9 protein-coding genes are annotated in these 12261 nt (G+C 75.6%); 5 read left to right on the forward strand and 4 right to left on the reverse strand.

Annotated elements, in window-relative coordinates; all coding sequences use genetic code 11:
* Nucleotides 1-13 precede the first annotated feature (13 nt).
* Nucleotides 14-1321 carry a hypothetical protein gene (locus ACWGB8_RS16255; protein ID WP_452214128.1) on the forward strand — a complete coding sequence of 436 codons (1308 nt, stop codon included), beginning with the start codon at nucleotides 14-16 and terminating at the stop codon, nucleotides 1319-1321.
* A gap of 76 nt (nucleotides 1322-1397) precedes the next feature.
* Here ACWGB8_RS16255 and ACWGB8_RS16260 read toward each other — a convergent pair whose 3' ends face one another.
* Complete coding sequence (locus tag ACWGB8_RS16260; RefSeq protein ID WP_452214129.1) at nucleotides 1398-5522, reverse strand: hypothetical protein; 4125 nt, start codon at nucleotides 5520-5522, stop codon at nucleotides 1398-1400.
* 394 nt (nucleotides 5523-5916) lie between these two features.
* On the opposite strand from ACWGB8_RS16260, the gene ACWGB8_RS16265 reads away from it, so the two are divergent.
* Nucleotides 5917-6189: a hypothetical protein gene (locus tag ACWGB8_RS16265; protein WP_452214130.1), complete on the forward strand. Its 273-nt coding sequence runs from the start codon at nucleotides 5917-5919 to the stop codon at nucleotides 6187-6189.
* An 891-nt stretch (nucleotides 6190-7080) separates the two neighbouring features.
* On the opposite strand, the gene ACWGB8_RS16270 is transcribed toward ACWGB8_RS16265, so the two are convergent.
* Nucleotides 7081-7404: a cupin domain-containing protein gene (locus tag ACWGB8_RS16270; RefSeq protein WP_452214131.1), complete on the reverse strand. Its 324-nt coding sequence runs from the start codon at nucleotides 7402-7404 to the stop codon at nucleotides 7081-7083.
* 72 nt (nucleotides 7405-7476) lie between these two features.
* Between ACWGB8_RS16270 and ACWGB8_RS16275 the strand changes: the two genes are divergently transcribed.
* Entirely contained in the window at nucleotides 7477-8493 is a 1017-nt protein-coding gene (locus tag ACWGB8_RS16275; protein ID WP_452214132.1) for a helix-turn-helix domain-containing protein, read from the forward strand.
* Here ACWGB8_RS16275 and ACWGB8_RS16280 read toward each other — a convergent pair.
* Nucleotides 8463-8669 (reverse strand): hypothetical protein, encoded by a 207-nt coding sequence (locus ACWGB8_RS16280; RefSeq protein ID WP_452214133.1) that lies wholly within the window; start codon nucleotides 8667-8669, stop codon nucleotides 8463-8465. The genes ACWGB8_RS16275 and ACWGB8_RS16280 overlap by 31 nt on opposite strands.
* Here ACWGB8_RS16280 and ACWGB8_RS16285 point away from each other — a divergent pair.
* Nucleotides 8668-8958: a hypothetical protein gene (locus ACWGB8_RS16285; protein ID WP_452214134.1), complete on the forward strand. Its 291-nt coding sequence runs from the start codon at nucleotides 8668-8670 to the stop codon at nucleotides 8956-8958. The two genes, ACWGB8_RS16280 and ACWGB8_RS16285, sit on opposite strands and share 2 nt — an antisense overlap.
* 94 nt (nucleotides 8959-9052) lie before the next feature.
* Here ACWGB8_RS16285 and ACWGB8_RS16290 read toward each other — a convergent pair whose 3' ends face one another.
* Nucleotides 9053-11203: a SpoIIE family protein phosphatase gene (locus ACWGB8_RS16290; RefSeq protein ID WP_452214135.1), complete on the reverse strand. Its 2151-nt coding sequence runs from the start codon at nucleotides 11201-11203 to the stop codon at nucleotides 9053-9055.
* 441 nt (nucleotides 11204-11644) lie between these two features.
* On the opposite strand from ACWGB8_RS16290, the gene ACWGB8_RS16295 reads away from it, so the two are divergent.
* Nucleotides 11645-12261: substrate-binding domain-containing protein (locus ACWGB8_RS16295; protein ID WP_452214136.1), on the forward strand; the 617-nt coding region annotated here is incomplete at its 3' end.

The following is a 12261-nucleotide window of genomic DNA, read 5'->3' on the forward strand; positions in this document are numbered from 1 at the left end:
CGGGGGTCCTTCGATGTCGGTGTTCGCTGCGGTGCCGGATGCTCCGGGCACGGTCCGGCCGCCGGCCGACCGGCTCGCGGTCTGCGCGGAGGTGCTGCACCACAGAGGTACGGCGACGGAGGCGTTGCGCGAGCTGGCGCAGTGCCGGACGAACGTCGAACTGCTCGACGCGGTCCACCTGATGTGGTGCGGACCGGGCTGCGGCGAGGGAGCGTCCTGCACCTTCCTGCACCACCCCAGGACCGCCCCGAGGCCCGCCGCGGCTCCGCGCGCGCCCCGGTCCCGGTACAACAGGGACACCGCGGAGCTGTACTCCCTCATGGGCGGCGCCGGCTACACCGCGCACACCCCGCAGGCCCACGAGGCGAACCTCTGGCCGCTGCTCCGCGCCGTCCTGACCGGGGCGGACGACGGCGCGGGCGCCCGGGTCGACTGGACCGACTGGGCCCGGAAGGGCGATCCGACGGCCGCCGAGGTGGTGGCGTTCGCCTGCCGCGACTCGCTGCAGTGGACGGCCAGTTGGTGCGGCGAGCGGTACGCCGAGCAGCCGGGCTTCCTGCACTACGTCGCCCTCAGCACGATCTGCGACGACCTCTGCATCCCGCCGTCGGCGCTGGTGCGCGGCGAGTTCCGCCTGTACGGCCGCTCGGCCGCGGACGTCGTCGCCGCCCTGGAGGCGCAGGGCTGGGGGTACGACGCGGTGCCCGCGCTGCTCTCGCTGGTCCGGGAGTACCTGTACCAGTACGCCGAGAAGGTCGACCACGCCCCCGCCGACCACGCCCCCGCCGACCACGCCCCCGCCCGCGGACGGGTCGGCCTGCACGCCCGGCTCAACCGGTCGGCCTCCGTGTGGGATGCCGCCGTCTACCGCACGCACTCCGCCAACAACTACGGCTGCGGCATCGGGGTGGCCCGCCTGTACGGCACCGGCCCCGTCCCGTACGCCCGGCTGATGGACAGTGCGATGGCCGACGCCATCTCGATGGACCTGGTCAAGTCCGCCACGGACGTCTACCACCTGGACGCCCACCAGCCCACGGCGGACGAGCTGCTGGCCGCCCGCCGGAAGGCGGCCTACCACGCGCTCTACCTGGACCTCATCGACGACCTCGTGGCCGGCGGGGTGCCGGAGTCCCTCGTCCACTACGGCCGCGCCGGGTTCCTGTACGTGCCGATCATGGAGCGCTACAACGAGCGCCGGACGGGCCGCCGCACCCCGCTGCGGCCGGCCGTCGCCGCCCGGCTGCGCGCGCTGTTCGGCGACACGCCCGTGGACCCCGCGGTCGAACGGCGCTTCCGGGCACGGCGGACCGGAGCCTGACGGGCCCGTCCCTCCCCCCGATCCCTCCCGTCTCCCCGGCTGCCGGGCCGGGGAGACGGGAGCGGAGCGGTGGGTGTCACGGCCGCCCGGCGGCCCCCTGTTCGGCCCGGGCCGCCTGCCAGGCGTCGGCGAACAGGGCGGGCAGCGGGCGGGACGGGACCGCCGCCGCGTGGGCGCCGCTCGCCCGGGCCGGGTCGGCGGGCAACAGGGCCGACTTGGCGGCCTCGACCGGCAGCCGCGGCACCTTCGGCTCCAGCCACGGGCCGGGCAGGAACAGGCTGCGCCCGGCCCGCGGCCGACGGCCCTCCACGGCGAGCCCGGTGTCGCGGACCTGCTGCCGGGCGGCCTTCAGCGCGGTGGCCGACCAGCCGGTCCACTGCCGCACCTGGCGGTCGGTGGGGTCCGGCAGGGCGAGCAGCATCAGGTACAGGGCCGCCGCGTCCGCCGGGACGGCGAGGGTGTCGGCACATTCGGCGACGACCTCCGGTGCGCTCCGGCGCGGGTCCTGCTCCCAGCCGGGGGTGCGGTCGGCGTCGGCCGCCAGGTGCCGGCCGAGTGCGTCGAGGTCGCCGGAGAGCAGGATCCGCAGGTCGGTCAGGGCGGGCAGTCCGGTGCCCGAGGGCAGTGCCTGCGAGGGCTGGAGGCGGTCGTAGTAGTCGTCGATCGCGTCGAGCGCGGGGTCGTCGGCGCCGTCGAGCAGCTCCGGGCGCACCAGGACGTGCCACTGCCGCAGGGCCTGGTCGTCCACCACCTCGACGCCGGCCAGGTCGGCCAGCGGCAGCGGGGACGGCGGCTCGCCCATGGCGGCCCACCGGTCGGCGGAGAACACCCGCCAGGCCGCGGCACCGGTCTGCCGCGCAGCCTCCGCCGTTCGGAGGGCCGCTGCGCCGAGCGCGGGCCGCAGCGGGTGCCCGGCGGGCGTGCGGTAGGCCAGCCACGCCATCGCGTAGGGCGAGGCGTACGGGGCGGGCGCGCAGTCCGGGCCCGTGGCCGGAGCGAGGGCCGCGGCCAGCAGCGCGTCGAGCCGCCGGCGGCGCCTGCGCAGCCCGTCCGGGCCCGGGTCGACCGCGGGACCGGGGCCGGTGGGGGCCCAGTCGCCCTTGGGGAAGCGGATCTCGCGCCCGGCCTGCACCAGCAGCTCGGTGGGGACCGGGGGCGCGCCGAAGCGCTCGTGCCACCAGGCCACGGCCCGGTCGAGGTCGGGTCCGTGTGTCCACAGCCGCTCCGGGTCGTCCGGGAGCAGCCGGTCCCGGATCGCCTGGAGGGCGTCGTGGCCGATCCGGTCGGCGGCCTTCTTCTCGGCGGCGGTCGGGTGGTTCCGGTTGTAGGTGCGGACGGCGAGCAGGGCGCCCGCCTCCTCGGTGGTCAGCACGAGCCGCCGGGCCAGCTCCTCGGCGGCCTCGGGGCGCGCGGGCAGCGGGCCCCGTTCGGCGAGCAGTTCGAGGTAGCGGTGCAGCCGGCGGACGTCGGCCCGGGCGACCAGGTGGTGCTCGTGCTGCACCTCGCAGCCGGCGGCGGCCAGCGGGCCGTCCGGCGGGAACGTGCCCGAGGGGGCGTACTCCAGCAGCGAGGAACGGTTGTAGCTGCTGTGGAGCACCACCGCGGTCGACCGGGCGGTGCGGTAGACGTGGCCGACCGGGGGAGTGGGCCGGCCGCCCGGACGGGAGACCGTGACGGTGCGCCAGCGGCCCGTGCCCTGCTCGGCCACGAACGGCAGGTCGGCGTACTCGCGCACCACGGTGCCGCTCACGGCGTCGCCGCGCAGCAGCTCGGTCTGCGGGTCGATGACCAGGTAGGGGAAGGCGGCGGACGCGCCCGGAACGATCGCGCTCGGGTGGTCGAGGTCGCCGTCCCACAGCGTGCCGTCGGCGGCGGTCGCGTGCAGCAGTCGGCCGAGCCGGACCCGCGCCGGCACGGGGGCGGCGGGTCGGTCGGGGGCCCCGTCGGGCGCGTGGGCCGCACCGGTGGCCGTACCGCCGGCGGCAAGGCCGGTGCCTGCGGGATCGGTGCCGACGGTGGGATCGGTGCCGGTGGCGGGGTCGGTCTGCGGGGCGGCCTCGGGGGTCAGCAGCGGGAGGAGGTGGGCGAGCCCGTTGCGGCAGTTGGCGGCGATCTGTATCAGCCGGGCGAACTCGGTGTCGACCGCGTCCGCCTCGATCTCCAGGAGCCGGGCGATCCGCTGGCGGACGAGGCCCGCGACCCCGTCCCGGAAGACGGACTGCGCCTCCACCCCGCGCAGCAGCAGTTCGGCGCCCGCCCGGTCCAGCCCGTGCTGCGGTGCCGCCTCGGCCACGGCGGCCAGCAGCAGCCCGGCGACGTCCACGGCGGCCAGCCGCTCGGCCCTGCCCGGGTCGGCGAGTAGCGCGGCGGCGGCGCCGATGTGCATGAAGCGGGCCAGCATCAGCGCCACCTCGTCCAGGTCGAGGACGGGCAGCTCGGCGAGCTCCTCGTCGCACCACTCGGCGAGGGTGCGGCGGCCGAGGCCGGTGCCGACCAGGGCGGGCACGTCGGCCCAGCCCTTGGGGTCGTGCGGCTGGTACCAGAGGTTGTTGGCGTCGCCGCCGTTGGTCAGCTCGAACTCGGCCCGCAGCAGCGCCCGGATCTCGCGGGCGAACCGCGGGTCGGCGGTCAGCGCGTGCAGTTCGGGGCGCGTCGCCGTGGCGAGGTGGTGCAGGTGCGGGTCGGCGAGCTGCGGCGGCGGGTCGGCGACCGGCGCGCCCGCGGCCAGCAGCAGGTCGAGAATGTCCAGCCGGACGATGCCGCGGCCCCGCCGGTTGCGGTCCCGCCGGCCGGCCCAGGGCAGGTCCACGGGCACGCCGTCGGCGGCGATCCGGGGCGCCAGCAGTCCGGCGAGCCGGTGCAGCCCGGGCCCGGGCGCCGGTCGGTACGACAGGTCGGCCAGCACGACCAGGCCGCGCAGCCAGTCGGCGGCGGCGCCGGGAGCGGCCCCGCCCTCGCCGGCCGGCCCGGTCAGCAGGGCCAGCGCACCGGTCCGCTCCAGGTAGTCGACCGGCAGGTCCGAGTCCAGCATCCCGGCCTGCGGCCCGGCGGCCACCACCTCGTGGGCGAGATCGGGGAGTTCGGCCAGGACGAGGTCCCAGGCGGGCGAGGCGAGCACGGCGGTCCAGAACTCGCGACCGGCGTCGCCCCACAGGTCCCGGGCCGGCAGCCGCAGGACTGCGAGCCGGGCGAGTTCACGGGCGGGGTCGAGCCCGGCGGCGCGGGCGGTGCGCACGAGGTCCGCGACCAGCCGGGGGCGCGCCCCCTCGCGGACCGTCCGTACGGTGAGCAGGGCCAGGGTGCGGCGGGCCGCGTCGCGGTCGGCGCCCCGCGCGGTGACCTGCTTGATGCGCTCGCGCAGGGCGCTGTCGGTGAGCGCACCGGCGGCGTCCATGGCGGCGTAGCGGGCGTCCAGCCACTCCTGGTCGACGCGGTCGCCGGCGGTCCGATCGGCGGCCCGCGCCCGGCCGAACCAGGCCGCCGCGTCGGCCCGTTCGCCGCCGTGGTGCAGGCACCGGTCGGCGACGCCGTCCAGGAAGCAGCGCAGCAGGGCGGGTTCGGCGCCGGCGAGCTCCTTCAGCACGGCGTCCACGTCGCGCTTGATGAACACCCGCCAGGCCGCGGTGGCCTGTTCCATGCGCTCCACGTAGTGCAGCACCTCCTCCGTCCGCGCGGGGTGCTCGGCCAGCGCGGACTCGGGGAACGGCACGGCCCCGGGGCCCGCCAGCCCGGTCGCCCGGACGTCCACCAACTCCCAGCCCAGGTGGGCCATCAGCCGGTCGCGGTGGCGGGCCGCATCCGCGGTGGTGAGCAGGACCCGCACCCCGTCGGGCAGCGCGGGGTGCCGGTAGCGGCGGGCCAGCAGCGCGTCGTCGACATCCTCCTCCGGCTCCCGGCCCCCGGCGGCGGGGACGAGCCCGGCCCGCGCCAGCGCGTCCTTCCAGGCGGCGTCCGCGGCGAGCACCTCCACCACCTCGCCCGGCACCGCGACGGCCTCCCGCACCAGGCGCTCCGCCTCCTGACGGCACGCCCGCTCGTGCGCCGTCACCCCGTCGGCGAGGGCGAACAGCCGCGCCAGCCCCGCGTGTCCGACCAGCGCGGGCGGCACCTTCTTCAGCGCCCGCCCGCGCTCGTTGCGGAAGACCACCCGCCCGTCCTCCAACCGCGCGGTGTACCCCGCCGCACCGATCTCCCCACCCATGCCGTGCTCCCCGTGATGATCGTCAACCAGCCCGCGCAGCCTAGCGACCCCCACCGACGCCCCACCCCCACAGGGCAGCCGCCCCGAGGGGGGCGTCCGCCGGTGGGACCGGGGATTCTCCTCCCGCGACAGAGCCTCGGCATCCGTGGCTTCCCGAGCTCTCGCCGGCTCGACCTCCCCGCTGGCCGCTACCGGCTACGACGACTCCATCACTGTGGGTGATGAACTCCCGGTGATCGTGCAGGGGCGGGCGGAACTCCGGCGGAAGTCGGGCCCGCTCGGTTCGGCCGAGCGAGTCGGATACCGGTGCGCGGTCTGCGACATATCACGCAGGCCACGTTTACCGGGCCGTCGGAATGACGGCGGGCCAAGGGCGGGAAGGGAGCGCAACCCGATGGGTGAGCAGGCGGAACCGGTTCAGCCCGATGCACGGCCGATCACCGCGCAGGTAACGGTGGCCGGCCGGGAGGCGGCGATGCTGCGGGAATTGGCGCATGTGCTGGGGCGCCCGGCGGAGGCTTTGGCTCTGGAGTATGCGGTCGGATCGTTGAAACTCCCCACCACGGCGATCGGTGGCTCGGAGTTCGCCGATTGGGCGCTGTTCGACGGTCCGCCGGACTTGGCCTCCCGTGCTGACGAGCATCTGGCCGAGGGGTTCGGCCGGTGACACCACAATCGGTCCCGGAGTTCGCAGTTGCCGACACCGGTGTGCTCCTCGCCGCGTTCAATCGGCGGGACGAAATGCACAAGGCCGGGGTCGAGTCCTGAACCTTCCTGGCGTCCTGGTTGTCTCCCCACTGGTACTGGCCGAACTCGACTACCTGCTCCTGTCCCGCGCCGGCGAACGTGCGGCCGTTGACGCCGTCACTCGGCTCGGAGCTCTTGCCGGGCAGGGGCGGATTCTGATCGCGACGGTCGACCGGCGGCTTTTGTGTGAGGCGGAGGAACTGATGCGTCGGCATCTAGGGCAGGCACTCGGGCTGACCGACTGTGTGAATGCTGTGCTCGCCTGGCGCCTTTCCCGTCCGGCGCTAATGCCCTTCGACCGGCACTACCACGCGGTCCTGGCTCCCCGCCGCTTGGGCGAGCCTCCGCTGGAGGTCCACCCCTCGCCCATGTGACCGACCGGTCGTCGACCGAGGAGGGCCGGGTCCGGAACTTCTGCGGGTATCGGGCAGGGGCCCGGGTCCACCGGGTGCCGGGTCCGTCCGCGGTCAGTCCCAGCCGGTGTCGGCGCCGTCGGCGGCCGGGCCGGCCGGGGCGTGCCCGGGGGCCGGCGCCGCCGGCGGGGCGGCGGTGCGCGTGACGGTCCGGTGCGTGGGCTTCATCGGGTCCCCCAGGGATGCGGGTGCGGAAACCGGGCACGCGTCCCCCGCAGGGGATCGGTGATCTTGGCCCGGTGATCGCCAGAATCACCCGCAGGCCCGAGGGGGACAAGCCGGTTGCCGTACCAACCATCGGTGCCGGCCCGTCCCACGGCGCCGACCTGGGGTTTGGGACGGCGGCCGGGCGGAGGTTGAGACGGGCCGCCCGCCCGGGTCGGCCCCGCCGAGCCGCTCTACCGTCCGAGGATGCTGATCCCGAGCATGCGGGCGCCGGTCTCGGTGCGCGGGCGGTGCGAGCTGCCGGGGGCGAACACCACGTAGCTGCCCGCGCCGAGGCGCCGGCCGCGGTCGATGAACTCGCCGGACACCACGTAGTAGCGCTCCTCGCCCTCGTGGACGTCCACCTCGGGCCACTCGGTGCCGGGTGCGAAGTCGTACAGCCAGCCGCGCGCCCATGCGGTGGCGGGCAGTCGGCGCCGGACGATGCCGGGCACCACCTCGACCGCCTCGACCTCGTCCACGTGCAGGAACTGAACACCGTCGGTCTCTGTCGTCATGCCGACCATGCTTCCGACCGGACCGGCACCGGAACCAGTGTCAGGATCGACGCGGGCGGGTACTTTTCTGCCATGGTTCCCCATCGGGTGGTCGCCCTGGTGCTGCCGCCGCAGTCGACGTTCGAGCTGGCGTGTGCCGCCGAGGTGTTCGGTCTGAGCCGGCCGGGCCTGCCCGCGCGGTACGGGTTCGGCGTCTGTACGGAGCGGCCGGGCGCGGTGCCGACGCTGGCGGGCTACGACATGGCGGTCGACCGGGGGCTGGACGCCCTGGAGGACGCGGACACCGTGGTCGTCCCGGGCTGGCAGGAGCGCGACCGCGCCGCGCCGCCCGCGGTGGTCGACGCGCTCCGGCGGGCCCACGGCCGCGGCGCCCGGCTGGTCGCGATCTGTTCCGGGGCGTTCCTGCTGGCCGAGGCGGGGCTGCTGGACGGCCGCCGGGCGACGACGCACTGGCGGATGGCCGCCGAACTGGCCGCCCGCTTCCCCGCCGTCCGGGTCGAGCCGGACACCCTGTACGTCGACCTGGGCGACGTCGCCACCAGTGCCGGCACCGCGGCGGGCATCGACCTGTGCCTGCACCTGGCCCGGACCGACCACGGTGCCGCGCACGCCGCGCAGCTCGCCCGGCACATGGTCATGCCGCCGCACCGGGAGGGCGGCCAGCTCCAGTACGCCGCTCCTGCTCCGCCCGACCGCCCGGCCGACTCGCTGGCCCCGGTGCTCGACTGGGCCGCCGAGCGCCTGCACGAGCCGATCGGCGTCCCGGACCTGGCCGCCCGGGCGGGGGTCTCCGAGCGGACGCTCGCCCGCAGGTTCAGCCGGCAGCTCGGTACCGGGCCCGGCCGCTGGCTGCTCCAGCAGCGCGTGCTGGCCGCGCGCACCCTGCTGGAGGAGACCGACCTCCCGGTGGAGGCGGTCGCGGTGCGGGTGGGCCTGTCCTCGGCGACCAACCTCCGCAGGCGCTTCCACGCCGTCGTGCACACCACACCGGCCGCCTACCGGCGTTCGTTCGGCGGCGGCCGCTCCCCGGGGAGCGGCGCTCAGACGTCGATCGGCCCTCAGACGTCGATCGGCGCGAGCCCGGGGTAGACGTCGTTCCAGCGGTAGCGGCGGCAGCGGAGGTGGAAGTACACGTAGCCGCCGAGGTAGCGCTCGACGTGCGGGCGCTGCTCGTCGGTGGCGAGGGCGAGGAGGCGGTCGCGGGCGGCCAGTCCGCCGGCACCGCGTTTGCGCGGGCGGCCCGGGCCGCGCAGAGTCGGTGGCATGGGTTCACCCGAGTACCTGGGCCCCGCGCTGGTACTGGCGGAGGACCGGGAGATCCAGGTCGACGCCGAGCTCGTCGGAGACGTCCCCAGCCTGGGGCTGCCCAGTTGGACGGGGGCGCTCCACCTGAAGGACGCCCGTCAGGTGGGCGGGCTGCCGAGGGTCGGCCGGCTGCGCCTGCCCGGCGGCTGGGAGGGCGGCTTCGCCGTGATGCGTACGGTGCTGGGCGTCTCCACGGTCTGGGTCCGGGGCAACGACCTGGAGGCCTCCCCGGCCGACTGGCCCGCCTGAGGTACCGCCCGTCCCGCCGTGGCCCGATCCGCCGCGGCCTGCCTGACGCGGTGGCCCGATCCGCCGCGGCTTGAGGCACCGCCGGCCCCCGGCGTCAGGGTGTCGGGACGGCCTGGGTGGACCAGATGGTCTTGCCGCGGGCCCGGAAGCGGGTGCCCCAGCGGTGACTGAGGGACATGACCAGGAACAGCCCGCGTCCGCCCTCGTCGGTTTCCTCGGCCTGGCGCATGTGCGGGGCGGTGCTGCTGTTGTCCGACACCTCGCAGATCAGCTCGCGGTCGCGGATCAGGCGCAGGGTGATCGGGGCCGCACCGTAGCGGATGGCGTTGGTGACCAGCTCGCTGACGATCAGCCGGGTGGTCTCGACGAGGTCGTGGAGCTGCCACTCGGCGAGCTGCTGGGCGGCGAGGCTGCGGGCCTTGGAGACGGCTGCGGGGTCGTCCGGCAGGGTCCAGACGGCCACCCGGTCGGCGGCCAGGGTGCGGGTGCGGCCGAGCAGCAGGCTGGCGTCGTCCTCGGAGGCGGCGGGTTGCACGGCGTAGGCGGCGTCGTCGCAGAGCGCGGCGAGGTCGCGGTCGGGGCGGGCGAGCACCTCGTGCAGCAGTCGGCGGGCGTCGTGCTCGCTGCGGCCGCGGGCGTGCAGCAGGCCGGTGGTGGGCAGGGCGATGAGGCTGCCCTCGGGGAGTTCGACGGACGCCGCCTCGTAACCCCCGCCGCGGCCGAGCGGTGGGCCGACGCGCAGCGGCAGGTCGATCGGCCGGCCGTCCGGGCCGCTGAGCAGGGGGGCGGGGTGGCCGGCGCTTGCGGCGGTGCAACGGCGCGAGAGCGGGTCGTAGACCAGGTACAGGCAGGTCGCCGAGACGACCGCGGCGGGGTCGGCGGACGCGTCCGCGTCGCGGACCTCGCCGGCCTCGGGGCCCGCGAGGTCCGCGGGGCCCCCGATGCCGTCGGCGTCCGCGGGGTCCTCGGGACCGGGGGCGGCCGCGGGTTCGGCGGCGAGGTGCTCGGTGGCGTCGTCGAGGGCGGCGAGGAGTTCGGCCGGGGCGGGGTCCTGCGCGGCGAGGGTCCGGACGGCCACGCGCAGCTGTCCCATGGTGGCGGCGGCCTCGATGCCGCGTCCGCCGACGGTGCCGACCGTCAGGGCGACCCGGGTGCCGGAGAGGGGCACGATGTCGAACCAGTCGGCGCCGTCGTCGCCGCCCAGGTGGAGGCAGGCGGTGTCGACAGCGGAGACCTCGGGCGGACGGGAGGGCAGCAGGCGCCGTTGCAGGGCGGTGGCGAGGGTGCGTTCGCGGGTGTAGGCGTGGGCCTTGGCGAGGCTGAGGGCGGTGCGGGAGGCGAGCTCCTCGGCGAGTTGCAGGTCGCCGGCGTCGAAGGGGTCGGCGCGGCGGTGGCGGATGAAGACGGCCAGGCCGAGCACCGTGTCGTGGACGGCCAGCGGGGTGGCGATGAGGGTGTGGATGCCCCGTTCGGCGAGCCGCCGGGCGCGCTCCGGGTCGGCGGCGAGCCAGGGCGCGTCGGGGTCGAGCCGGGTGATCAGCCGGGGGCGCAGGTCGGCCAGGCTCTGGGTGAACGGGGTGTGCGGCGGTAGGCCGAAGAGGGTGCCGGGCTCCACCTGGGAGGCGTGGTGGCGGCCGTCGACGTCGCGCAGTGCGGCCCGTTGGAACACGGCGTCGCGGCCGCTCCGGCCGTGCCGCAGCTGTCTTCCCTGCACCGTCTCGGTGAGGAGGTCGACGACGATGCCGTCGGCGAAGGCGGGTACGGCGACCGCGGCGAGTTCCTCGGCGGTGGTGGCCTCGTTCAGGGTGGTGCCGATGTTCCGGTGGGCGTCGGCGAGGACGGCCAGGCGGCTCTGGGCCTCTTCCCGCGCGGTGACGTCCTCGACGAGTGCGGCCAGGCCGAGAATCCGGCCGACCGGACTCTCCAGGCGGAACAGCGACACGGACAGCGCCGCGGCCCGCGGGGGGTCGGCGGGCCGGTGCCAGCGCAGCAGCCGGGAGCGGACCGGTTCGCCGTCGGCCAGGACGCGGCGGGCGAGGGCGGTGAGCTCCCCGGCGTCGACGCCGGGGGCGAAGTCGGTGACGGTGTGGCCGAGCACGTCGCCCTCGGGGAGGTCGCGCAGTCCCCGGGCGGCGCGGTTGTAGCGCACCACGCGCAGGTCGGTGTCCAGGACGAACAGGCCGACGGGGGAGTGGGCGAACAGGGCGCGGACGAAGGCCGCGTCCGTGGCCGACGGTTCGGACATCGCCGGCACCACCTCCCGCCGTTCGGGTCCTCTGCTGACCACGATCGCAGCCCGGGCCGACGGCAGCACCCGGACGGCTCTGCCGGAGGCGGCGCGGAGGGCCCCGCCGGATGCTCCCCGTGACGCCGCAGGCACGGCGGGCGATCGGGCGGCGTCGGCGGTCGCCGTCCGGCCGGACGAGGCCTTCCGATTCATGAGTTGAAGCATCCAGTTGTGCTGAGTGTCCGTCATCGATGCGCGTAGAGCGGCGAATCATGGGACTTCAAGGCCAGCTCGGCGGGGGTGTCGGGCGTCGATACCGTGCGTTCACAAAGATAACGAAAGATGCAGAGCGTGAACGATTGACCGTTTACATATTGACGTGCGCCTCGGCGCTGGGTTGACTCCTCACCCCCAGCCCTGCCGCACCCGCGCGGCCCTGCCCCGGAGGCCACCCCCGCCATGCACGTACTCCTGCGCCGCGTCGCCGTCGGCGGTGCCGCCGTCTCGATGGCCCTCGTCACGACTGCCTGCGGTGGTGCCGGCGACAGCAAGCCGAGCGCCGCGCCCCGGACTTTCGGCGGGGCGATCGGCCTGCTGCTCCCGGAGAACAGCTCCTCCGCGCGCTACGAGTCGTTCGACAAGCCCTTCGTCGAGGCCAAGGTCACCTCGCTCTGCCCCGACTGCATCGTGACGTACGCCAACGCCGAGGGCTCGGCCGCCAAGCAGAAGGAGCAGTTCGACGACCTGGTCGCCCGCGGCGTCAAGGTCATCCTGCTGGACGCCGTCGACGCCCGGGTCACCCGCAGCTGGGTCTCCGAGGCCACCGGCAAGGGTGTGAAGGTCATCGCGTACGACCGGCTGGCGACCGGGCCGGTGGCGGCGTACGTGTCGTTCGACAACTTCAAGGTGGGTGAGCTGCAGGGCGAGGCGCTGCTCACCGCGCTGGGGCCGAAGGCGTCCGAGGCGAACATCGTCATGATTAACGGGGACGAGGCGGACCCGAACGCGGCGAAGTTCAAGGCGGGCGCCCACCGGGCGCTGGACGGCAAGGTCAAGAAGATCGCCTACGAGCAGTC

The sequence above is a fragment of the Kitasatospora sp. NPDC054939 genome (assembly GCF_053610105.1).